25 protein-coding genes are annotated in these 22377 nt (G+C 65.9%); 15 read left to right on the forward strand and 10 right to left on the reverse strand.

Going from position 1 to position 22377, the window contains the following annotated elements:
* Window positions 1-19: 19 nt before the first annotated feature.
* The 4 genes from HAP48_RS22135 to lpxK are packed head-to-tail and all read left to right on the forward strand — an operon-like array spanning window position 20 to window position 3278.
* The gene (locus HAP48_RS22135) at window positions 20-268 is read left to right on the forward strand and encodes a DUF4170 domain-containing protein (protein WP_166209944.1); all 249 of its coding nucleotides are present in this window, start codon (window positions 20-22) and stop codon (window positions 266-268) included.
* Window positions 265-978: a lysophospholipid acyltransferase family protein gene (locus HAP48_RS22140; protein ID WP_166209941.1), complete on the forward strand. Its 714-nt coding sequence runs from the start codon at window positions 265-267 to the stop codon at window positions 976-978. Before HAP48_RS22135 ends, HAP48_RS22140 begins: the two co-directional genes overlap by 4 nt.
* Complete coding sequence (locus HAP48_RS22145; protein WP_166209938.1) at window positions 941-2275, forward strand: 3-deoxy-D-manno-octulosonic acid transferase; 1335 nt, start codon at window positions 941-943, stop codon at window positions 2273-2275. Before HAP48_RS22140 ends, HAP48_RS22145 begins: the two co-directional genes overlap by 38 nt.
* Window positions 2268-3278, forward strand: coding sequence for a tetraacyldisaccharide 4'-kinase (gene lpxK / locus HAP48_RS22150; protein WP_166209935.1), 1011 nt, complete (start codon window positions 2268-2270; stop codon window positions 3276-3278). The genes HAP48_RS22145 and lpxK overlap by 8 nt, the downstream gene beginning before the upstream one ends.
* Before the next feature lie 2 nt (window positions 3279-3280).
* Here the strand turns inward: lpxK and HAP48_RS22155 are convergent, their stop codons facing one another.
* A complete protein-coding gene (locus HAP48_RS22155; protein ID WP_016848019.1) occupies window positions 3281-3508 on the reverse strand; it encodes a DUF2093 domain-containing protein in 228 nt (75 codons plus the stop codon).
* Between the two features lie 186 nt (window positions 3509-3694).
* Between HAP48_RS22155 and HAP48_RS22160 the strand changes: the two genes are divergently transcribed.
* Window positions 3695-4525, forward strand: a complete 831-nt coding sequence (locus HAP48_RS22160; RefSeq protein ID WP_175612409.1) for a dienelactone hydrolase family protein — start codon at window positions 3695-3697, stop codon at window positions 4523-4525.
* On the opposite strand, the gene xseA is transcribed toward HAP48_RS22160, so the two are convergent.
* The gene (gene xseA / locus HAP48_RS22165) at window positions 4522-6147 is read right to left on the reverse strand and encodes an exodeoxyribonuclease VII large subunit (protein ID WP_166209929.1); all 1626 of its coding nucleotides are present in this window, start codon (window positions 6145-6147) and stop codon (window positions 4522-4524) included. The two genes, HAP48_RS22160 and xseA, sit on opposite strands and share 4 nt — an antisense overlap.
* A gap of 148 nt (window positions 6148-6295) precedes the next feature.
* On the opposite strand from xseA, the gene HAP48_RS22170 reads away from it, so the two are divergent.
* From HAP48_RS22170 to purD, 4 genes are all read left to right on the forward strand, one after another.
* Window positions 6296-6838, forward strand: coding sequence for a DUF2306 domain-containing protein (locus tag HAP48_RS22170; RefSeq protein ID WP_166209926.1), 543 nt, complete (start codon window positions 6296-6298; stop codon window positions 6836-6838).
* A complete protein-coding gene (locus HAP48_RS22175) occupies window positions 6835-7386 on the forward strand; it encodes a hypothetical protein (RefSeq protein WP_166209923.1) in 552 nt (183 codons plus the stop codon). Before HAP48_RS22170 ends, HAP48_RS22175 begins: the two co-directional genes overlap by 4 nt.
* A gap of 4 nt (window positions 7387-7390) precedes the next feature.
* On the forward strand, window positions 7391-7690 hold the full coding sequence (locus HAP48_RS22180; RefSeq protein ID WP_166209920.1) for a winged helix-turn-helix domain-containing protein: 300 nt from the start codon (window positions 7391-7393) through the stop codon (window positions 7688-7690).
* Between the two features lie 97 nt (window positions 7691-7787).
* On the forward strand, window positions 7788-9065 hold the full coding sequence (purD, locus tag HAP48_RS22185) for a phosphoribosylamine--glycine ligase (RefSeq protein WP_166209917.1): 1278 nt from the start codon (window positions 7788-7790) through the stop codon (window positions 9063-9065).
* A gap of 200 nt (window positions 9066-9265) precedes the next feature.
* On the opposite strand, the gene HAP48_RS22190 is transcribed toward purD, so the two are convergent.
* Window positions 9266-10498, reverse strand: a complete 1233-nt coding sequence (locus tag HAP48_RS22190; protein WP_166209914.1) for an acyl-CoA dehydrogenase family protein — start codon at window positions 10496-10498, stop codon at window positions 9266-9268.
* Between the two features lie 123 nt (window positions 10499-10621).
* Between HAP48_RS22190 and HAP48_RS22195 the strand changes: the two genes are divergently transcribed.
* Window positions 10622-11527 (forward strand): alpha/beta fold hydrolase, encoded by a 906-nt coding sequence (locus tag HAP48_RS22195; protein WP_166209911.1) that lies wholly within the window; start codon window positions 10622-10624, stop codon window positions 11525-11527.
* Window positions 11528-11666: 139 nt separating this feature from the next.
* On the opposite strand, the gene HAP48_RS22200 is transcribed toward HAP48_RS22195, so the two are convergent.
* Entirely contained in the window at window positions 11667-12113 is a 447-nt protein-coding gene (locus HAP48_RS22200) for a nucleoside deaminase (RefSeq protein WP_224496542.1), read from the reverse strand.
* A 139-nt stretch (window positions 12114-12252) separates the two neighbouring features.
* Here HAP48_RS22200 and HAP48_RS22205 point away from each other — a divergent pair, with 139 nt between their 5' ends.
* Window positions 12253-14424, forward strand: coding sequence for a pseudouridine synthase (locus HAP48_RS22205; RefSeq protein WP_166209908.1), 2172 nt, complete (start codon window positions 12253-12255; stop codon window positions 14422-14424).
* Between the two features lie 201 nt (window positions 14425-14625).
* Window positions 14626-15180, forward strand: coding sequence for a 16S rRNA (guanine(966)-N(2))-methyltransferase RsmD (gene rsmD / locus HAP48_RS22210; RefSeq protein ID WP_166209905.1), 555 nt, complete (start codon window positions 14626-14628; stop codon window positions 15178-15180).
* A gap of 201 nt (window positions 15181-15381) precedes the next feature.
* Here rsmD and mutL read toward each other — a convergent pair whose 3' ends face one another.
* Window positions 15382-17199, reverse strand: a complete 1818-nt coding sequence (gene mutL / locus HAP48_RS22215; RefSeq protein WP_166209902.1) for a DNA mismatch repair endonuclease MutL — start codon at window positions 17197-17199, stop codon at window positions 15382-15384.
* Window positions 17200-17430: 231 nt separating this feature from the next.
* On the opposite strand from mutL, the gene HAP48_RS22220 reads away from it, so the two are divergent.
* Together HAP48_RS22220 and HAP48_RS22225 are read left to right on the forward strand one after the other, a co-directional pair.
* A complete protein-coding gene (locus HAP48_RS22220; RefSeq protein ID WP_029081920.1) occupies window positions 17431-17754 on the forward strand; it encodes a ribbon-helix-helix domain-containing protein in 324 nt (107 codons plus the stop codon).
* 7 nt (window positions 17755-17761) lie between these two features.
* On the forward strand, window positions 17762-18067 hold the full coding sequence (locus HAP48_RS22225; RefSeq protein ID WP_210292671.1) for a DUF6966 domain-containing protein: 306 nt from the start codon (window positions 17762-17764) through the stop codon (window positions 18065-18067).
* 101 nt (window positions 18068-18168) lie between these two features.
* Here the strand turns inward: HAP48_RS22225 and HAP48_RS22230 are convergent, their stop codons facing one another.
* The 4 genes from HAP48_RS22230 to HAP48_RS22245 all read right to left on the reverse strand — a co-directional run bounded on the left by HAP48_RS22230 (window position 18169) and on the right by HAP48_RS22245 (window position 21120).
* Window positions 18169-19737, reverse strand: a complete 1569-nt coding sequence (locus tag HAP48_RS22230; RefSeq protein WP_166209899.1) for a GMC family oxidoreductase — start codon at window positions 19735-19737, stop codon at window positions 18169-18171.
* 25 nt (window positions 19738-19762) lie between these two features.
* Window positions 19763-20311, reverse strand: a complete 549-nt coding sequence (locus tag HAP48_RS22235; protein ID WP_166209896.1) for a gluconate 2-dehydrogenase subunit 3 family protein — start codon at window positions 20309-20311, stop codon at window positions 19763-19765.
* Between the two features lie 92 nt (window positions 20312-20403).
* Window positions 20404-20799 (reverse strand): VOC family protein, encoded by a 396-nt coding sequence (locus tag HAP48_RS22240; protein WP_166209893.1) that lies wholly within the window; start codon window positions 20797-20799, stop codon window positions 20404-20406.
* Window positions 20800-21120, reverse strand: coding sequence for a c-type cytochrome (locus HAP48_RS22245; RefSeq protein ID WP_166216125.1), 321 nt, complete (start codon window positions 21118-21120; stop codon window positions 20800-20802). It lies immediately after the preceding gene.
* Between the two features lie 389 nt (window positions 21121-21509).
* Between HAP48_RS22245 and HAP48_RS22250 the strand changes: the two genes are divergently transcribed.
* A complete protein-coding gene (locus HAP48_RS22250; RefSeq protein WP_166209890.1) occupies window positions 21510-21812 on the forward strand; it encodes a hypothetical protein in 303 nt (100 codons plus the stop codon).
* 62 nt (window positions 21813-21874) lie between these two features.
* On the opposite strand, the gene arfB is transcribed toward HAP48_RS22250, so the two are convergent.
* Window positions 21875-22294, reverse strand: coding sequence for an alternative ribosome rescue aminoacyl-tRNA hydrolase ArfB (arfB, locus tag HAP48_RS22255; RefSeq protein ID WP_166209887.1), 420 nt, complete (start codon window positions 22292-22294; stop codon window positions 21875-21877).
* Window positions 22295-22377 lie beyond the last annotated feature (83 nt).

A 22377-nucleotide genomic window follows, 5' to 3' on the forward strand; every position in this document is an offset into this window, starting at 1 on the left:
CTCGTTAGGAAAAACCATCATGTCAGACAATGCCCAGCCGCAGCTGCTCCACCTCGTCATCGGCGGCGAGTTGACCGATCTCGAGCACAACACCTTCAAGAACCTGGACGAAGTCGAGATCGTCGGCGTCTATCCGAACTATGCGACCGCCCATGCGGCCTGGAAGGCGAAGGCGCAGCAGACCGTGGACAACGCCCAGATGCGCTATTTCGTCGTTCACCTCCACCGGTTGCTCGATCCTGAGCAGGACACAAAGCACTCCCATTGAAACGACTACTTCGCGATCTGCTGCGCAGCGGCTTCGTGCAGCGCGTGCTGGGTGTGCTTGCGGCCGAGTATCTGCGGCTAGTCTGGCACACCAACCGCTTCAGCTACCAGCCTCCTGACGTGTACGGGATCGTCGAGCCCTTGATGCCGGCGATCTTCGTGTTCTGGCACGGCCAGCACTTCATGACGCCGTTCATCAAGACCAAGGAGAGCTACCGTGCCAAGGTCCTGATCTCCCGCCACCGCGACGGCGAGTTCAACGCGCTGGCGGTGGAGCGGCTCGGGATCGGCACGATCAGAGGTTCCGGCGACCATTCCGGCGCGTTCCATCGCAAGGGCGGCGTCGGCGCTTTCCTTGAGATGGTTCGGACGCTGGAAGACGGCTGCAACATGGCGACCACGGCCGACGTGCCGAAGCGGGCGCGGGTGGCGGGTCTCGGCGCCATCATGCTGGCGCGGGAGAGCGGCCGGCCGATCATCCCCTTTGCGATGGTCACCAGCCGATTCATCCGGTTGAAAAACTGGGATTCGACCACCATCAATTTGCCATTCGGGCGCGGCGCAGTGGTAGGTATTGAGCCGGTCTATGTGCCGCCCGATGCCGATGCCGCGACGATGGAAAAGCTTCGGCAGCGCGTGGAGAACCTGCTCAACGAAGCGACCCGACGCGCCTATGCAGCCGTCGGGCGGCCGGAGGCAACGCTTGGCTAGCTCGCTACCGATGACGTTGCGTGTGTACCGCAAGCTGTCGTCCGCGATGGTGCCGCTCGCGCCTGCCCTGATCAAGCGGCGGCTCAAACTCGGCAAGGAAGATCCCGAACGCGTCGACGAGCGGCGCGGCATGAGCGCCGATGTCAGGCCGCAGGGGCCGCTGGTGTGGATCCACGGCGCCAGCGTCGGCGAGGTGCTGGCGGCGGCAGGGCTGATCGAGCGGTTGCGCGCGCTCAATTTGCGCATTCTGCTGACCTCGGGCACGGTGACCTCGGCCGCGATCGTGGCCAAGCGCTTTCCGCCCGACGTGATCCACCAATACGTGCCGTATGACTCGCCGCGCTATGTGACGCGCTTCCTCGACCACTGGCATCCGTCGCTGGCGCTGTTCATCGAGTCCGACCTGTGGCCCAACCTGATCCTGTCGTGCGCGGCGCGGCGGCTGCCGATGGTCTTGATCAACGGGCGGATGTCACAACGCTCGTTCCCGCGCTGGCGCCGGGTGTCCAACACCATCGGGGCGCTGCTTGGACGGTTCGACATCTGCCTCGCGCAGTCGAACACCGACGCCGAGCGTTTTGCCGCGCTCGGCAGCCGGAATGTCGTCGTCACCGGCAACCTCAAGCTCGACGTCGCGGCGCCGCCGGCCGATCCCGCCAAGCTGGAGCGGCTGATGTCGGTGACGCGCGGCCGCCCGATCGTGGTCGCCGCCTCGACCCATCCCGGCGAGGAAGAAATCCTGATCGAGGCGCACAAATCGCTCGCCGGATTCTTCCCCGGGCTGCTCACGGTGATCGTGCCGCGGCACGCCGCGCGCGGCGAGGCAGTGGCGCGGCTGGTGACGGAGGCCGGCCTGCGCCCCGGCATGCGCTCGCATGAGGACCTGCCGGTTGCGACCACCGATATCTACGTCGCCGACACGATGGGCGAGCTCGGCCTGTTCTACCGGCTGGCGCCGATCGTGTTCATGGGTGGCTCGCTGGTCGCCCATGGCGGCCAGAATCCGATCGAGGCGATCAAGCTTGGCGCTGCGATCGTGCACGGTCCGCACGTCTTCAATTTCACCGACGTCTATGACGCACTCGATCGTGCCGGCGGCGCGCGGCGCGCCGACGATCGCGAGGCGCTGGTCAAGCAGCTTGGCCAGTTTCTCGCCGATCCCGCGGCCCGCGACACCTCGCTGGGCGCCTCCGAGCGCGTCGTCGAACAACTCGGTGGTGCGCTGGAGCGCACGGTGACCGCTCTCGAGCCCTATCTGTTGCAGTTGCGGCTCGAGATGGGAGCCGCCAATGCGTGAGCCGGGCTTTTGGCACCGGCCGTCGTCCTGGATATCGCAACTGTTGAGACCGCTTGCCGTGCTGTACGGCGCGGTGGCCGCGCGGCGCATGCAGGGCGCCGGCATCGACGCCGGCATCCCCGTATTTTGCGTCGGCAATTACCATGTCGGCGGCGCCGGCAAGACGCCGACCGTGCTGGCGCTGGCAAAACTGCTGCGCGAGCTCGACGAACGGCCTGTGGTGCTCAGCCGCGGTTATGGCGGCAGGCTTGCCGGCCCGGTCAAGGTCAATTCCGACAGCCACACCGCGGCAGATGTCGGCGACGAGCCGCTCATGATGGCGGCGACATTGCCGGTCGTGGTCTCGCGCGACCGCGCCGCCGGCTTGGCGCTGGCGCGGGCGCAGAACGCCAGCGTGATCCTGATGGATGACGGCTTCCAGAACCCGTCGGTCGCGAAGGATTGCTGCCTGATCGTGATCGACGGCACGCGCGGCATCGGCAACGGCCGCGTCATTCCGGCCGGACCGTTGCGTGCGCCGCTGGCGCCGCAGCTGGAGCGGACCGACGCGCTGATCGTGGTCGGCGAGTGGCGCGCAGCGCAGGACATCGCGGCCGAGATCGCCTCCCGCGGCAAGCCGGTGCTGTCGGCGCATCTGACGCCGGACGCGGCGTCGCTGGCGGCATTGAGCGGCACGCCTGCGCTCGCCTTTGCCGGCATCGGCGATCCCGCGCGCTTCTTCAATTCGCTGCGGTCGAGCGGCGTCGAAATCGTGCGGAGCAGGGCTTTCGCCGATCACCACGCCTTCACGAAGGACGAGATCGATCAGCTCGTCGCTGACGGGCGAGACAATGGCCTGACGTTGGTGACGACGGAGAAGGATTTCGCGCGGTTGCGCGGCACCGATGCGGCGAAGACGATCGTGCCGTTCGCGGTGACGCTGCAATTCGCCGACGCCGGCGCGCTGCGGCGCCTGGTGACCGATCAGCTGTTCAAGGCGCGGGACCGGAGGCTGCGCGCGTGAGTCTAGGCTTGCGGCTTGAGCACGCCGGGATGGTGGCGCTGCAGCACGGCGGTCGGGGTGGCGTAGGCCTCCTGCAGGTCGACGCTCCAGTACTTGAGCTCGTCGAGCGGAATCCGGACGTCGGTGATGGCGCAACGCACGAAGGTGCCGGGCGAGATCACGCGGAAATCGCCGTCGAGATATTGCACCTGCGCTTCGCCATGGCCCGAGGGACCGAACTTGTTCAGCACGATTGAGCTCTCCGCCTTGCCTCTGACGAGGCCTCCTGGATATTCATGAAGTCGTCTATCACAGATGGGGGGTCATGTCCGCCCGTTAAACCACCCACTTGTGATGATTTGGCGGCGGAAGCGCATGGTAGCGTTACACGTGTGGTTCGCCGCGTTTGCAGCGCCATGACGAGCCGGCCGGATCGGATGCGCCTCAAGCCAGTTTTCATGTGTCTCGCGATGCTTGCCGTGCCGGCCGCGGCCGCAGCGCCGCTCCCGGCCCCGCATCAGGTCGAGATTCCCGACGGCAATGTCACGCTGCATGCGCAGCTCTACCGGCCCGATGGCGACGGACCGTTCCCGACGGTGATCGCGCTGCATGGCTGCGGCGGTCTCGGCGGCCACTCCGAGCAGGTCGCACCGCGCTATCGCGACTGGGCCGAACAGCTGCTGACCTCCGGCCATGCGGTGCTGCTGCCGGACAGCTACGGCTCGCGCGAGCTGGGTCCGCAGTGCCGCATCCGGGAGCATCAGGTCCAGACCCGCCGTTCGCGGGTCGCCGACATCAATGCGGCGCGGCAGTGGCTGGTGCAGCAGAAATGGGTCGCGAAGAGCCGCATCAGCCTGATCGGCTGGGGCAACGGCGCAGCCGCCCTGCTGTGGGCGGTGCGGCCGCAGCTGGGGTCACGCAATGCCGAGCCGGATTTCCGCTCGGCGGTCGCGTTCTATCCGGATTGCCGCGCCTCGTTCGGTCTCGGCTGGAGCGCGCGGGTGCCGACGCTGGTGTTGATCGGCGCGCGCGACGATGTCACGTCATCATCTGCCTGTCACCAGATGGTCGAAGCCGCGCATGGCCGCAGCGCGCTGGCGCGGATCGTGGTCTACCCCGAGGCGTATCACGACTTCGACCGGGCGAACCTGCCGCTGCACGCGGTCGCGGCCTCCGACGCCGACATCGCCGAGCGCGGCCACGTCGGCACCGATGCGGATGCGCGCAAGGATGCGCAGAAGCAAGTCGCCGAGTGGCTGGCGCGCTAAAACAAGCTACCCTGATCGACCGGCTTTGCGACCCGCTTCGGCGCAGCGGGTTTCGCCTCACGCGGCTGCGGCTTGCCCTGGTTCTCAGGCGCCACCGTCGCCGGCGGCTGATCGGCATTCACGGTGGCGGCGACGCGGCCATCGGCGAATTCGATCGACAGGCCGGCGTTCGGGCCGACCGCCGCGGCGGAATGCAGTGCGTGGCCCTGGTCGTCGCGCACCAGCGCAAAGCCGCGCGCCAGCACGCCGCGATAGGACAGCGCCGACAGCAGCTGGCCGCGATGGGCGACCCGCGCCTCCAGCCGCTGCATCGTCGTCAGCAGTGCGCGCCGGGCGCGTTCGGCGAGACGGTGGGTGCGCTCGAGATCGCGCGCGATCGCGTTGCGTTGGGCCTTGGCATTGGCGAGCTTCGAGGCCTTGAGCCGGATCTCGAGCCCGCCAAAGCGCTCGCGCCGGCGATGCAGCAGCGCTCGCGCCGACAGCGTGATGCGCTCGCCCGAGGCGGTGAGCCGCTGCCTGGCATGCGCGACCTGGCCGCGCAGCACGCCGATGGTGAGCCGGGAACTCGTTGCGGCAAAGCGGCGGAAATGCGCGTGCGTGTTGGCCTTCAGCCCGCGCGGCAGCCCGGCTCCGAGATGATCGAGCCGCTGCCGCGGGATCGCGAGCAGTTCATTCGCGGCGGGCAGGGCGCGCGCCGCGGCGCGCAGCTCGGTGCGGCGGGCCTCCTGCGCCCGCTGCCAGCACACCATGGTGCGGCGGGCGAGTGCGGCGACCTCGACGAACAGCTCGCTGCGCACCGGCACCGCCATCTCGGCGGCGGCGGTCGGCGTCGGCGCGCGCTTGTCGGCGACGAAGTCGATCAGCGTGATATCGGTCTCGTGGCCGACCGCCGAGATCAGCGGGATATGGCTCTCGGCCGCAGCGCGGACCACGACCTCCTCGTTAAACGACCAGAGGTCCTCGAGCGAGCCGCCGCCGCGCGCGACGATCAACAGATCAGGCCGCGGAATCCTGCCGCCCTCCGGCAGCGCGTTGAAACCGCGGATCGCGGCCGCAACCTGTTCGGCCGAACCGTCGCCCTGCACCTTGACCGGCCAGACCAGCACGCGGCGGGGAAAGCGGTCCTCGAGGCGATGCAGGATATCGCGGATCACGGCACCGGTCGGCGAGGTGACGACGCCGATTACCTCGGGCAGCCACGGCAGCAGCTGCTTGCGCGCCTCGTCGAACAGGCCTTCGGCCGCGAGCTTCTTCTTGCGCTCCTCCATCAGCGCCATCAGCGCGCCGACGCCGGCCGGTTCCAGCGTCTCGATGACGATCTGGTACTTCGAGGAGTTCGGATAGGTGGTCAGCTTGCCGGTGGCGATAACCTCGAGGCCTTCCTGCGGCTTGAAGCGCATGCGGGCGTGGGCGAACTTCCAGATCACCGCCTCGATCTTGGCGTTCTCGTCCTTCAGCGCGAAATAGCAGTGGCCGGAGGAGTGCGGGCCGCGAAAGCCGGAGATCTCGCCGCGGACGCGGACATGGCCGAAGCGGTCCTCCACCGTCCGCTTCAGTGCGGAGGAGAGTTCCGAGACGGTGAATTCAGGCGCGTTGACGAGATTAGGCGCAGCAGCAGTCATTTGCAGGTGATTCGGCTGTTTGTGAGCTTCAACGCAACGTAGGGACTTTTGCGGGACATCGCCAATCCGAGGGCTTGTTTGTGCATATACTCTGTGATACAGAGTTCTCTATATAAAACAGATGACGCCCTCGTTTAGAGGCAGAGCGATGATGTCGCATGTGACGTTGGCAGGTTTCGTCCATTCTGCGGCAGGCGCCATCCACGCCGTCGTGGCGATGCTGTGCATCGGTGTCGGCCTGATCCAGTTCCTGCGCCCGAAGCGCGGTGCGGGCCACCGGGCGCGCGGCTATCTCTACGTCTACGCCATGCTGGTCGCCGACGGGACAGCGATGCTGGTCTATCAGTTCAGCGGCCGCTTCAACCTGTTCCATGTCGGCGCGATCGTGAACTTCGCCTGCATCGTGGCAGCGATCGTTCCGTTGCTGCGCAGCCCGCGGCCGGCGAACTGGAAACGGAAACACTACTACTTCATCTCCTGGTCCTATGTGTCGCTGATTTCGGCCGCGTCGACGGAAATCGTGGTGCGTCTGCTGCCGCCGATGACGCGTGGGCAGATCGGGCTGACCGCTTTCGTCCTGTCGATCGTGAGCATGACGATCGGCTATATCCTGATCGGGAAATATCGCCCGCCGGCGGAAGCGCCGCCGGTGTCCGCCAAACTCGCCGAGCCAAGCGGAGCGGCGACATGATCGACAGCGAGCAGGCCAGCGCGGCGCTGGCCGACATCAACGACGTCGTCCAGCGCGTCCGTCAGTCGCGGATCTATCAGATCGCGAGCATCATCATCACGCTATGGGGCGTGCTGCTATTCGTGGCCTACATCGCCAACCATCTCTGGCCCCGGCAGGGTTACACGATCTGGACCGTCACCAATCTCAGCGGCCTTGCGATCAGCACCGCGGTCGGCTTCGTCATCAACCTCCGCTCCGGCAATCGCACCTTTCCGATCCGTTCGACGATCAGCTTCCTGCTGATCGGCGTGTTCGGCGTCTATTGTTCGGTCATGCTTGGCCATTTCGGACCGCGCCAGATGATCGTGTTCTGGGTGCTCTACGGCATGCTGTTTTACGCCATCGCCGGCGTGTGGTTCGGTTACGCCTTCATCGTGATCGCCGCCTGCACCAGCGCGCTGACGCTGATCGGCTACTACTATATCGGGCCGCCGTTCCTGTTATGGATGGCGGTGGTGCATGGCGGCGGGCTGATGCTCGGCGGCCTCTGGATGCGCCGGATCTGACGCGATGGCCGAACTCGACGAGATCATCCACCAGCCGCTGCGGCTGCGGATCATGGCGGCGCTCAACGCCTTGCCGGTTTCGACCGGGCTGGAATTCGCCCGGCTGAAGAAGCTGACCGGCGCCACCGACGGCAATCTCGGCGCCCATATCGAGACGCTGGCCAGGGCCGGCTATGTCTCGATCGACAAGGCCTTCGTCGGCAAGAAGCCGCAGACCACGGTGACCGCGACCGCGGCCGGCCGCGGCGCCTTCGCCCGCCATGTCGCGACCTTGCAGGAGATCATCGCCGGCAAGCAGCCGTGAGCCGGAATGACGGGGGAATCGGCCGCCTCGCCCCTTGCAGGCCGGCGGGGATTCGTGCGACCGACACGGGTCTCATACCCTTTCGAGCCTGTATCTGATGAACATCCTTTTGCTCGGTTCCGGCGGCCGCGAACATGCGCTGGCGTGGAAGATCGCAGCATCCCCGCTGGTGACGAAACTCTGGTGCGCGCCGGGCAATGCCGGGATCGCGCGTGAGGCCGAATGCGTTGCGCTCGATGTCGCCGACCATGCCGCTGTGATCGAGTTCTGCCGGGGCAACGCGGTCGATCTGGTGGTGGTTGGCCCGGAGACGCCGCTCGCCGCCGGCATCGTCGATGATCTCGCCGCCGTCGACATCAAGGCATTCGGACCCAGCAAGCAGGCCGCCCAGCTCGAGGGCTCCAAGGGTTTCACAAAAGACCTCTGCAGCGAGTTCAACATTCCGACCGGCGCCTATCGCCGCTTCGACAATGCCAAGGACGCGGTGGCCTATGTCCGTGCGCAGGGGGCGTCGATCGTGGTCAAGGCCGACGGCCTTGCGGCCGGCAAGGGCGTCGTGGTCGCGAAGACGCTGCTCGAAGCGGAAGCGGCGATTACGATGATGTTCGAGGGCGCGTTCGGTTCGGCCGGCGCCGAGGTCGTGATCGAGGAATTCCTCTCCGGCCGCGAGATCAGCTTCTTCGCGTTGTGCGACGGCGAGACCGCGATTCCGCTGGCGACCGCGCAGGACCACAAGCGCGTGTTCGATCATGACAAGGGGCCGAACACCGGCGGCATGGGCGCTTATTCGCCGACGCCATTCGTGACTCCAGAGATCCACGACCAGATCATGGCGCGGATCATCCTGCCGACGGTCGCCGGGATGAAGAGCCGCGGCACGCCGTTTAAGGGCGTGCTCTACGCCGGCGTGATGCTCACGGCGCAGGGCCCAAAACTGTTCGAGTACAATGTCCGCTTCGGCGATCCCGAGTGCCAGGTGCTGATGCTGCGGATGATGTCGGACATCGTGCCGGCGCTGCTCGCCGCCTGCGAGGGGCAGCTGAAACATTTCGATCTGCGCTGGTACGACGAACCGGCGTTAACGGTCGTGATGGCGGCCAAGGGCTATCCCGGCGACTACCTCAAGGGCACGCGGATCGAAGGGCTCGATGAGGCCGCCAAGGTCGAAGGCGTCGAGATCTTTCACGCCGGCACGGTGGCCAAGGATGGCGCCATTCTCGCCAATGGCGGGCGGGTGCTGAACGTCTGCGCGATGGGCACGACGGTCACCGAGGCGCGCGACCGCGCCTACCAGGCGGTCGATCGCATCAAATGGCCGGACGGATTCTGCCGGCGCGATATTGCGTGGCAGGCGGTGGAGGCGGAGCGGGGCTAACGCGCTCCACTCGCTTCGCCCGTCATGCGCGGGCTTGCCGCCTCCGCTAAAGCTCCGGCGCGCCAGCGTGCGAGAGCCTCGGCGAAGCCTTGGCGTAGCCGGGACCCGCGCATTCATCGCCTTCGCGAGAGTCTTTTCGTGAGATGGATTGCCGGGTCAAGCCCGGCAATGACGATAGGTGTGTGGGACGGCGCCGCCGACTACAGCAAATCCCCGCCCGCCGCTGATGCGGTGGTGCCGTGCTCGCGGAACGCCTTGATGACGTTCTTACCGATCTTCCACTTGTGCACCTCGTCGGGGCCGTCGACCAGCCGCTGCGAGCGCACTTGGGTGTACCATTTCGCCAGCGGCGTATCCTGGCTGAAGCCGAGCGCGCCGTGGAGCTGGATCGCGGTGTCGATCACCTTGTGCACCATGTGGGCATGGAAGATCTTCGCGATCGAGTTCTCCTGGCGGATATCGAGGCCCTTCTCCGCCTTGTAGGCGATGTGCAGCAGCATCAGCCGGCCGATATAGAGCTCGCTCGCGCAGTCGGCGAGCATGAACTGCACCGCCTGGCGGTCGGCCAGCAACTGCCCGAAGGTCGAGCGCTTGGTGACATGGGCGGCCGCCATGTCGAGCGCGCGCTGCGCCTTGGCGACGTTGTGCATGCCGTGGCGCAGCCGGCCGTAGGCGAGGCGGTGCTGGCCCATGTTGAAGCCGTTGCCCTCGCCGCCGAGCAGATTGTCGGCGGGCACCTTCAGATCCTTGATCTCGATCTCGGAGTGACCGCCATGGATCACGTCGTCATGCGGACCCTCGATCGCCATGTTCGCGACGTTGCGCTTGATGCGGTAGCCGGGATTCGGCAGCTCGACGATGAAGGTCGAGTATTGCTTGTGGCGCGGCGCGTTCGGATCGGTCTTCGCCATCACCAGCGCCATGTCGGCGACGCTCGCCGACGACGAGAACCATTTCTCGCCGTTGAGGATGTAGTTCTCGTTGCCGTCCTTCACCGCGGTGGTCTGCATGCCGGTGGCATCGGCGCCGGCGGCCTTTTCCGTCATTGAAAAGCAGATGCGCTTCTCGCCGTTCAACAGGGGTTTGAGGAATTTTTCCTTCTGGTACTCGGTGCCGTGCGCCAGGATGGTCATCATCGAGGCGTCGTCCGGCCCCTGCGTGTTCATCGAGAGCGCGCCGAGCATGCTCTCGCCGAGCTCCATCTGCACCAGGGCGTTCGCCAGCGGGCCGAGGCCCATACCGCCATACTCCTTCGGCACGAAGGGGCACCACAGGCCCTGCGCGCGGGCCTTTTTGCGCAGCGGTCCCAGCACCTCGGCAAGCGGCTTGGTGTCGAGTTCCTTTTCCGCCGGAATGCACTCGTCGTGGACGAATTTGCGGACCTTCTCGCGGATCGCCTTGGCCTCAGTGGGAATCTCGAAATCGATCGACATGGCACTTCCTCGTTTCATGTTGTTGTTGGCTTGGCTTGAGGATGGCATAAACCTCGCCGAAAGCAGCGGCAACGCCGAACAAAGTTTGAAGCAGCGCGGCCGCGACAGGGAAGGGAGCCACCGATGCCTGATCTCGCTGATCTTTTTCCCGGCTATGCCTCCGAATGGATCAATACCTCGCAGGGCCGCATCTTCGCCCGCGTCGGCGGCAAGGGCCCGCCGCTGCTGTTGCTGCACGGCTTCTCCTCGACCCATGTGATGTGGCACACGGTGGCGCCGAAACTCGACGACAAGTTCACGCTGATCATCGCCGACCTGCCGGGCTATGGCTGGTCCGACATGCCGGACAGCGACAAGGACCATACGCCCTACACCAAGCGGGCCTGGGCCAAGACCATGGTCGAGGTGATGGAGCAGCTCGGCCATGTGCATTTCGCGCTCGCCGGCCACGACCGCGGCGGCCGGGTGTCGTACCGCCTCGCGCTCGATCATCCCGGCCGGCTGTCGAAGCTCGCGGTGCTCGATATCGCGCCGACCTATGATTACTGGCAGAAGCTCAATCGCCTCTCGGCGCTGAAGATCTACCACTGGGCCTTCCTGGCGCAGCCCTATCCGCTGCCGGAGACGCTGATCTCCGGCCACGGCGAATTCTTCCTCAAGGAGAAGATGGCGAGCCAGACCAGGAACAAGACGCTCGATGCGATCGATCCGCGCGCGCTCGAGCACTACCTCGCGCCGTTCCGCGATCCCGCCCGCATCCATGCGATGTGCGAGGACTATCGCGCCGGCGCCTATGCCGACTACGAGATCGACAAGGCGGATGTCGATGCCGGCAGGAAGATCACGATCCCGATGCTGGCGCTGTGGGGCGATGCCGGCGTTGCCAGTGCCGCGACAACGCCGCTCGACACCTGGAAGAACTGGGCCACCAATGTCAGCGGCGCGCCGGTGGCGTCAGGGCATTTTCTGCCCGAGGAGGCTCCGGACGCAACGGCGAAGCTGCTGCGGGCGTTTTTCCTGGCGGCCTAGCCACAAGCGAACCTGTCATACCCGCGAATGCGGGTATCCAGTACGCCGCGGCCCATCGATTGATCACTGCGGTCTCTGGAATACTGGATCATCCGCTTTCGCGGATGATGACAGTGGGGAGGAGGCGCGAGTGTGCCCCCTACCTTCGCATCTTGAAAAAATCCTTCAGTAACGTCGCCGCCTCACGCTCGCCGACGGCGCCATAGACCTCAGGCACATGGTGGCAGGTCGGCTGCGCGAAGAAGCGTACGCCGGACTCGATCGCGCCGCCCTTGGGGTCGGCGGCGCCGTAATAGAGCCGGCGGATGCGGGCAAACGAGATCGCGCCGGCACACATGGTGCAGGGCTCGAGCGTCACGTAGAGGTCGCAATCGACCAGCCGCTCGGTGCCGATCGCGTCAGCGGCCTGCCGGATCGCCAGGATCTCGGCATGGGCGGTGGGGTCGCGGTCGGTCAGGGTGCGGTTACCAGCGGTGGCGATCACCTCGTAACCCCTGACAATGACGCATCCGATCGGAACTTCGCCCGATTTTCCGGCGTTTTCGGCCGTTTTCAGCGCCAAATCCATGAAAGAAGGGGCTGTCATGCCTCGTATCATTGCCAGAAACCTGCTAGTAGCTTCGCCTTCAGCAAAAGTGGATGCCGGTTTTGCGTCAAATGCGCTGCCAACAGGCGCGTACGGCCCGTCCCCTTGCACCCCAATTGAACGTCCAGCGAGAACATTCATGCCCCGCGACAGCGACAAAAACAACGATTCCCGCGGCCGGCGTGATCGGCCCGGAGGTGGTCAAGGCCGCGCCGGCGGTGGCAAGGGCCGCTCCGGCGCCGCCCGCGGACCGGACAAGAAATTCGCCAAGCGCGGCTTTGGCGACAAGAAGTTTGCCGGCAAGGGCGATGGCGAGAAGCGGCCCTATCGCGGCGACCGCGAGGACCGTCCGCCGCGCCGCGAGTTCGGCGACAGACCGAGGTTCAACCGCGACGATCGTCCCCGTGGCGATCGGCCACCGCGTGACGGCGACGGCGAGAAGCGTAGCTTCAAGCCGCGTGGCGACCGGCCGAGATTTGATCGCGGCGGCGATGGCGAGAAGCGCACGTTCAAGCCGCGCGACGACCGCGGCGGCGAAAAGCGCCCCTACACGCCGCGTGGCGATCGCCCGAACTTTAATCGCGACGACCGCGCGCCGCGTCGCGATCGCGATGACGCCCGCCCGGCGGGGCGGTTTTCCGATCGGAAGTTCGGTGACAAGAAGCCTTACGCGCCGCGCGAGCGCGACGGCGAGAAGCGGCCCTATACGCCGCGTGGCGAGCGATCGTTTGGAGATCGGCCTTCGCGCGACGGCGACCGGCCCGCGCGGAAATTCGGCGGCGACAGCAAGTTCAAGCGCGGTGCGGCGGATCGCGGGGGCGATCGTGATCGTGGTGACCGCGGCCCGCGCAAGGACTTTGGCGACCGGCCGCCGCGCGGCGAATCCAAGCCGTGGCAGAAGCGCGAGGGCGGCTCCGATCGTCCGGAGCGTGGTTCGCGTCCGTTCCGTGACGGCCCGCGCAATTTCGACAAGCCGCGTTACGACAAGCCGCGCGATGATCGCGGCGGCGGCGAGCGGCCCAGGTTCTCCCGCTCCCGCGACGATCGCGAGCAGGGCGACCGTCATGAGCGGCCGAAGTTCAGCCGGCCGCGCTGGGGACGTGACGGCGACTCCGGGAATCGTGACGAGGGCGGCGACCGCCGCCGTGAGCGCCCCGAAGGCCGCACCGATTGGCAGGAGCATCCGCGCAGCGAAGGCCGCTTCTCCGACCGCCCGCGCCGCGACAATGAAAACGACGGCGAGATCTTTGCGAAGCGTCCGGCCTTCGGCGGTCGCGGCGCCTATCGCGAGCGATCCTACGACGACCGCCGCGAGCGTCCCGAGCCGAAGCCGAAGAAATCCGGCGAGCGCATCGCCAAGGTCTTGGCGCGCGCCGGTCTCGCCTCGCGCCGCGATGCCGAGGAGATCGTCACCCAGGGGCGCGTCACGGTCAACGGACGCATGATCAATTCGCCGGCGCTCGATATCACCGACAACGATGTCGTGGCGGTCGACGGCAAGCCGTTGCCGCCGCGCGAGCGGACGCGGCTATTCATGTATCACAAGCCGCGCGGGCTGATGACGACGCATGCCGATCCCGAAGGGCGGCCGACCGTGTTCGACAATCTGCCCGAGGGCCTGCCGCGGCTGATCTCGATCGGCCGGCTCGATTTCAACACCGAGGGGCTGTTGCTGCTCACCAATGACGGCGGGCTCGCGCGGACGCTGGAGCATCCCGACACCGGATGGCTGCGGCGTTACCGCGTGCGCGCGCATGGCGAGGTGACGCAGGGCCAGCTCGACCAGCTCAAGGACGGCGTCGAGGTCGACGGCGTCAAATACGGGCCGATCGATGCGACGCTGGAGCGCGACCAGAGCTCCAACGTCTGGGTGGTGTTCGCGATCCGTGAGGGCAAGAACCGCGAGGTGCGCAACGTGATGGCGCATCTCGGACTCGAGGTGAACCGGCTGATCCGGATCTCCTACGGTCCGTTCCAGCTCGGCGAGCTCGAGGAGGGCAAGGTCGAGGAGGTCAAGACAAGGGTGCTGCGCGAACAGCTCGGCGAGAAGATCGCCAAGGTCGCAGGTGCGGACTTCACCCGGCCGGAACAGCGCGACGCTGGCGACGGTGATGACATGCGCAAGCCGTCCAAGCCGGTGGCGAAGCGGGCCGTGATCGCTGACCGCAAGGGCCGCCGCGTGCTGGTGCAGCGCACCGGCAGCGAGGAAGCCCGTGCCCGCAACGAGGACGAGGCCAGCGGCTACGGCCCACCGCGCCGGCCCAAGCGCGGCTATCACGGCAAGCGCGATCTCACGCCGAAGGACGAGTAGGGCGCTCGCGACGATGGATGTGTCGTCTTCACTCGCTGCGATGCGATCAACGCTCTCTCCGTTCCCTCCCCCCTTGTGGGGGAGGGCCAGGGAGGGGGGCGCCACACGGGTGGTCTGCCCGTGGGGCACCCCCGTCCCCAACCCTTCCCCACAAGGGGGAAGGGAGCCGACTGCCCGTGCCGTACCAGTGTGGTTTTCGTAATGCGTGTCGTCGGGGGCAGGCTGAAGGGCCGCAATCTCGCGTCGCCGTCGGGCCGCGAAATCCGCCCGACCGCGGATCGCCTGCGCGAGTCCGTGTTCAACATCCTGATCCACGCCTACGATAATCCGATCGCGGACGCGCGCGTGCTCGATCTGTTTGCCGGCACCGGTGCGCTCGGCATCGAGGCAGTCTCGCGCGGCGCGAAGTTCACGCTGTTCGTCGACAATGGCGCCGAGGCGCGGGCGCTGCTGCGCAACAATGTCGAGTCGCTCGGGCTTGGCGGCACGACCAAGGTCTATCGCCGCGATGCCACCGATCTCGGGCCGGCGCATCCGGTCGAGCCGTTCTCGCTGGTGTTTCTCGATCCGCCCTATGGCAAGGGGCTCGCGGACAAGGCGCTCGCCTCGCTGCGCAATGGCGGCTGGCTGACGCCGGGCGCGCTGCTCGTGGTCGAGGAGGCAAAGGCTGCTGGGTTCGCGGCGCCCGAGGGCTTCGAGGAGCTCGAGCGGCGTGCGTATGACGAAACCGAGTTCGTGTTTTTGCGCAGGCCGTAATGTTACCGCTTGTTGTGCTGTCATCACCCGCGCATGCGGGTGATCCAGTACGCCGAGGCCTCTCGACTGATCACGATCGCCGCGGCGTACTGGATCGCCCGGTCCCGTCTACGCCAAGGCTTCGACGAGGCCTATGATCCTAGGCACGCCGAAGCTCCAGCGAAGGCGGCAAGCCGGGCGATGACAGCGGAGTGTGCAGTCCTACCTCCGCCCGAACAGCTTCTCGATATCGCTCAGCTTCAACTCGACATAGGTCGGCCGGCCGTGATTGCACTGGCCGGAGTTCGGCGTGTCTTCCATCTCGCGCAAGAGCGCGTTCATCTCTTCCGGCTTGAGGCGGCGGCCGGCGCGGACCGAGCCGTGGCAGGCCATCGTGGCGGCGACATGCATCAGGCGGCGCTCCAGCGGCAGCGCCTCGTCCCACTCCGCCATGTGCTCGGCGAGGTCGCGCAGCAGGCCGGCCGCATTGGCCTTGCCGAGCAGCGAGGGTGTCTCGCGCACCGCGACCGCGCCGGGGCCGAAGGATTCGATCGCGAGCCCGAACGACGCCAGCTCCTCGGCGCGGTCGAGCAGCTTCTCGACGGTCGCCTCATCAAGCTCGACGATCTCGGGGATCAGCAGGATCTGCCGTTGCACGCCGTTCTTCGCCAGCGAAGCCTTCAGTCTCTCATAGACGATGCGTTCATGCGCCGCGTGCTGGTCCACAACGATCAGGCCATCGCGGGTCTGCGAGACGATATAGGTCTCATGGATCTGGGTGCGCGCGGCCCCGAGGGGACGGTCGAGCAGATCGGGCGCGGGCGCCGCCTCGAAGCGCACATCGGCGGTCGGCGTGCCGACATCGAAGGCGGCCTGTCCGGGCTCGGCGAACGCCGGCGCCGCCGTCCCCTCGAACGCGCGCATCGGATTGACCGGATATGACGGCGAAGAGCGCCAGTCCCAATTGCCCGGGCGCGGCGGCGTGAAGGCAGGCCGGAACGCCTGCAACGTCGCACCGTCGGCGGTGTTGGCCGCGGTGCGTCTGCCCTCGCGCGCGAGGCCATCCTTCAAAGCATGCACGATCAGCGCACGCACCAGGCCGGCATTGCGGAAGCGCACCTCGGTCTTGGCCGGATGCACATTGGCGTCGACCTCTTGCGGGTCGCAGGTCACGAACAGCGCCACGACGGGATGGCGGTCGCGCGGCAGGTAGTCGGAATAGGCCGCGCGCACGGCGCCGAGGATCAGCTTGTCGCGCACCGGGCGGCCGTTGACGAACAGATATTGCCCGAGCGCATTGGCGCGGGTCAGCGATGGTGCGGCGGCGAAACCTTCGACCACGACGCCCTCGCGCTCGGAGCGGACTTCGATGGCGTTGGCGCGGAAATCCGCGCCGAGGATATCGCCGAGCCGTGTCAGCCGGCCGGCCGCCCCGGGCAGCGCCGCGGCCCAGGTCACCGGTGCGCGCTCTTCGCCGGCCAGCGTGAAGGCAATGTCGGGGCGCGCCATGGCCAGCCGCCGCACCACCTCGCGGATCGCCTCCGCCTCGGTGCGGTCGGTCTTGAGGAACTTCAGCCGCGCCGGCGTGGCGTAGAACAGTTCGTTGACCTCGACGCGGGTGCCTTGGCCGAGCGCGGCCGGCATGACCTCTGATTTCTCGCCGCCCTCGACCGACAGCGACCAGGCGTGCGGTTCGCTGGCATGACGCGTGGTGATGCCGAGCTTGGCAACCGCGCCGATCGACGGCAGCGCCTCGCCGCGGAACCCGAGCGTGCGGATGCGCAACAGGTCCTCGTCGTCGAGCTTGGAGGTGGCGTGGCGGTCGACCGCCAGCGCGAGGTCGGCGCGGGTCATGCCACCGCCGTCGTCGGTGATGCCGATCCGGCGCCGCCCGCCGCCGTCGGTGAAAACATCGATCCGGCTCGCGCAGGCGTCGATCGCGTTCTCGACCAGTTCCTTGACCACGCTCGCAGGGCGTTCGACCACTTCGCCGGCGGCGATGCGGTTGACGAGCTGTTCCGGGAGCTGGCGGACGGGCATGGATTGGATGTCGGATGAGCGATTCGAGCCTGGTCGCCACTATAAATGGCCGCGCCGGCAAATGCATGGGAGCGCTGCGCCTGCCCGATCCAGATGGGGATGATTCCGGCCTATCACCTTGAAGACGCTCATCTTCGGCGGCCGACGCGTTACCCCCTACGTCGCGATTGTGGGGCCGCGCGCTCGGGTATATCGTTTAGAAAAATTATAAGTTCTTGCCGGAGGAACGCCATGTGCCACCTTTTCGCGCACCAGCCGCAACGCGACTATGAATCGCACACCCGATCGTTGCGGATCGACGGCCATTGCACCTCGATCAGGCTGGAAATGTCGTTCTGGGACACGCTGGAGGAAATCGCGGCCAAGGAAGGCATGACGCTGGCCAAGTTCCTCACCACCTTGCACAACGAGGTGCTCGACCATCACGGCGAGGTGAACAATTTCGCGTCGCTGCTGCGCTGCTCCTGCCTGATTTACCGCGCCAAGGCGAATGCGCCGGTGGTCGTCCCCGACTATCGCGGCACGGCGGCGGCGATCCTGGACGCGGCGGAATAGGCCCCACTTGAATAGTCCCTCGTCGCCCTCGGCCGTAGTGCCAGAACTCATCGCCGTTTTGGACCGCCTAGCGGCTTTGCTGCGTGAAGATAAGTGGGGTTCGCATTGGGCGGATTGGATGGAAAAATCTCGCCGCGAAATTGCGGATAGCGATTTTCATGGCATCGAGCGGCTGTTGAGTGCCTACGGCGGGATGGGGTCTTTCAATGACCTGGTCTCATTATCATCATCCAATGAGATAGATCGGCTTCGAACCCAAGCGCGGGAGCTAGCAATCTTGATTAAGAATAACGCCGATATCGGCGGCTCATAGCTTAGGGTCCGTCAAAGGCGAACCCGAAAAGAAAAGCGGCCTTGTCCTGTTGGGCAAGGCCGCTTCAGTGAGAGGGGAACTGTATTTTCTGTGTTTTCTTGCTAGATCTCCTTGCGCTGCATCGCGCCGGCGATGTGGTCGGCCTGCCGGATTGCCAGCGACACGATCGTCAGCGTCGGGTTGCACGCCGCGCCCGAGGCGAACTGGCTGCCGTCGGAGACGAACAGGTTCTTGATGTCGTGGGTCTGGCCGAACTTGTTGACCACGCCGTCGCGCGGCTTCTCGCTCATCCGGTTGGTGCCCATGTTGTGGGTCGAGGGATAGGGCGGCGTCGGATAGGTCACGGTGGCGCCGACCGCCTCATAGACCGCGGAGCCCTGCTTGTAGGCGTGATCGCGCATCGCGACGTCGTTCGGATGATCGTCGAAATGCACGCTGGCGACCGGCAGGCCGAACTTGTCCTTGATCTTCGGATCCAGCGTGACGCGGTTGGTCTCCTGCGGCATGTCCTCGCCGACCAGCCACATGCCGGCCATCCGCGGATAGCCTTCGATCGCGCTGGTGAAGCTGCGGCCCCAGGCGCCGGGATTGAGGAACGCTGCCATGAAGGGCAGGCCGAGCGACAGCGTCTCCATCTCGTAGCCGCCGACGAAGCCGCGCTTCGGATCGTTCTTGGCCTCGTCGCGGATGATGCCGGCCATCGTGGTGCCGCGATACATGTGCACCGACTTCTCGAAGCTCGCATACACGCTGCCGGTCATGTGCCGCATGTAGTTGCGGCCGACCTGGCCGGATGAGTTGGCGAGCCCGTCCGGGAACATGCTCGAGGCGCTGTTGAGCAAGAGCCGCGGGCTTTCGATCGAGTTGCCGGCGACCGCGACCACGCGCGCCTTCTGACGCTGTATCGCGCCCGTTGTGTCGGCATAGACCACGCCGGTGACCTTGCCTGACTGGTCATGCTCGATCTTGATCACCATGCTGCCGGGGCGCACCTCGAGATTGCCGGTGGCTTCGCCCTTCGGAATTTCGGTGTAGAGCGTCGACCATTTGGCGCCCGACTTGCAGCCCTGGAAGCAGAAGCCGATCTGCTGGCAGGCGCCGCGGCCGTCGCGCGGCTCGCTGTTGATCGCCATCCGCCCGGTGTGGACTTCCTTGTAGCCGAGCTTTTTGGCGCCGGCCTCCATCACCTTGAAGTTGTTGTTGCCGGGAAGTCCGGGAATCCCGTTGGTGCGGGTGACGCCCATCTTGTCCTCGGCCTTGGCGTACCACGGCTCCATTTCGGCGAGCGTGATCGGCCAATCGATCAAATTGGCGCCGGGGATGTTGCCGTAAGCGGACTTGATCTTGAACTCATGCTCGTCGAAGCGCAGCGATGCGCCGGCCCAGTGCGTGGTCGAGCCGCCGACCGCCTTCACGATCCAGGCCGGCAGGCCTGCAAAGTCCTTGGCGACGCGCCAGCTTCCCGACGTGGAGCGCGCGTCGGCCCAGGCGAGCTGGGTGAAGCTGTCCCATTCGTCGTTGATGAAGTCCTGGTTTTCGATGCGCGGGCCGGCTTCAAGGATCACGACCTTGATGCCCTTCTGCGCCAGTTCATTGCCGAGCGTTCCGCCGCCGGCGCCGGAGCCGACGATCACGACAACGCCGCTGTCATTCAGATCGAATTTTGCCATTGTTTCCTCCCGAGCGTTGTCCGATTCAAGCCTTCGGCAGCCAGTCGATATCGGCGAAGCCGCGCTTGATGTAGCCGCCATGCTCGGCGGAGGAGCCCTCGTAGCCGAACCGCGGCCACACCTCCTTGTTGTTGTAGAGCGAGACGATCAGGTCGCCGCGGATCTGCTGGAAGAACGCGCTTGGCTCGATCTGCTGTAGCAGCGCGACGCGATCGTTCTCCCAGGCGAGCTGGACATAGGGCATCTTGTGGCGGTCATTGGCCGCCTGATCGAGCCTGATAACGCCGTTATTGATCAGCGATTTGACCGCCGGATCCTTCGCCGCCTTCGCATCCCACGGCTTGACCGCGGTGATGTAATAGCTATCGCCGAGGAAGTCGTGCGGGTAGATGTCGCGCGCCATCTTCAACAGCGTCTTCAGCGTGGCGGGGGTCAGCGTCGAGGCGTCATCGGCCCACGCATCGGTGATGCCAAGCCCGGTCGAGGTCGCGATCGCGACTGCCGGTGCGGTGGCGGCCGCGCCTTTGAGGAAGACACGCCGGTCATATTTGCTGCGTCGATCGATTTCTCTCATGGGTTTCCTCCTTAGACATTTTTTGTAATTGAACCATTTTGTCTGAGCATGATCTTGCCGGAAAACCGGTACCCACTTTTCCGGATCATGCTCTAACCGAACCGCCCGCCGCGCTGGATCACCTCGATCTTGTAGCCGTCGGGATCGGAGACGAAGAAGAAGCGCGCCAGCGTCTTGCCGTCATGCTTGAAGTCGCGCAGTGGCCCGGGCGACAGTTTCTCCTTCTCGAAGCGCGCGTGCTCGGCGTCGACGTCATCGACCACGACGGCGAGATGGCCGTAGCCGTCGCCGAGCGCATAGGGCTCCTTGCGGTCGAAATTCACCGTGAGCTCGACCTCGAACGGCGAGGAGGGATGGCGCAGATAGATCAGCGCGAAATCGGGAAATCGCAGATTGTCCGCGATCTCGAGGCCGAACGCGCGCTTGTAGAAGTCGAGCGCCCTGGCCTCGTCGAACACGCGGATCATCGAGTGCACGGGTTTCGCCATTCAGTTCAGCTCCTTCAGATAGGCGATGATCATGGCGCGGGTTTCCGGCTTGGCCTGCCGATAGGCCATCACGGCGCCAGGGATCACCTCCTGCGGATTGGCCAGCCAGGCATCGAGCCTGGCGTCGTCCCAGACGAAATCGGCCCTGGCGAAGCCCACGGAATATTTGAAGCCGTCGGCCTGGCCGGCATGGCGGCCGACGATCTTGAAGAGCGACGGTCCCTGCCGGGCGGGATCCGACGTGTTGGTGGTGTGGCAGGTCGCGCATTGCTGCTTGAACAGCGTCGCCCCATCGGGCGGCTTGGCGGCAGGCAAGGGCATTTGCGCGCCGGCCATTTGCACTGCAAACATCGCGCTGCAAAATCCCAGCGCCAACGTCCACGTGGCCCGCAGCTTTGTCATATACATCACCGCCTCTGTGCGGCGACTGTAGGAGGCTGAAATCGGCCGTTGGTAGTAGCGGGCTGTTTCACTGCAGAACAAAGATGGGCGGTGATCTGGCGCGGAACCGATCGTTGCCGCATATGCGAACGACAAATCCGCAAAATGACCGCGAAATCCCTGCACGATCACCACACGACGCCGCTTGCATTGCGCGTGCGCCGTTTGCGGAAAATTCAGTCTCGCGCGATGGGGTTCAGGGTCGGCGCTGCAAACGGCGCACGCCAGCGCCGCTCCGTCCATCGTCAATTAAAGTCCAGGAGAAATGGATGACGTTTGTGAAAACCAGCGTGTTCGCCCTTGCCGTCTCAGTCGCGATGGCCGGCTCCGTTCTGGCGCAAGGGGCTGCATCGGATACCCAGCTTCGCGGCGGTGCACAGGGCAGGGGTACCATGCAGCAGGGCGGCGGCATGTCCGGCAGCGGCGATGAGGAGATGGCGGCGCAACCCGGCACCACGACGCAGAAGGGCGGCGCCACCGCCAAGTCGGGCAGCAAGGGAACGGTCGGCAGCAGCCACGCCACGCCGAAGTCCAGCGGTTCCGAGATGGCGCCGGGGACCAAGAAATACTGATCCCGCAATGATCGGATACCGGATGCGGCGCCGCGTGTGCGCTGCGTCCGGTGCTCTCTAATTTAATCGTCGAAACGGCGGGTGCCGCGGCCGGCCTTGATGTCGCTGCGGTGCTTCTTGCCTTCGAGCCGGCGCTGCTTGGAGCCGAATGTCGGCCTGGTCGGGCGGCGCGGCGTCGGCCGCACCATTGCTTCCTTCAACATCTCGAGCAGTCGGTCGATCGCGTCAGTGCGATTGCGTTCCTGGGTGCGAAAGCGGAAGGCCTGGATCACGATCACGCCGTCCTTGGTCATGCGGCTGCCGGCGAGGCGCGCCAGCCGTTGCGCGGCGTCCGGCGGCAGCGTGATCTTGTTCGTGTCGAAGCGGAGCTGCGCTGCGGTCGAGACCTTGTTGACATTCTGTCCGCCCGGTCCGGAGGCGCGGACAAACACGATCTCAATGTCGTTCTCGTCGATCGTAAGGTCGCGGGACACCCGCAGCATGACATCACCCGGTGGCGAAGAATCGGCGGCCGCAGGATAGCGGGTTTGCGCCGGGCGTGCTCGGGGTACGTGGATGCGGCGCC

Source organism: Bradyrhizobium septentrionale (assembly GCF_011516645.4).
Lineage (GTDB): Bacteria > Pseudomonadota > Alphaproteobacteria > Rhizobiales > Xanthobacteraceae > Bradyrhizobium > Bradyrhizobium septentrionale.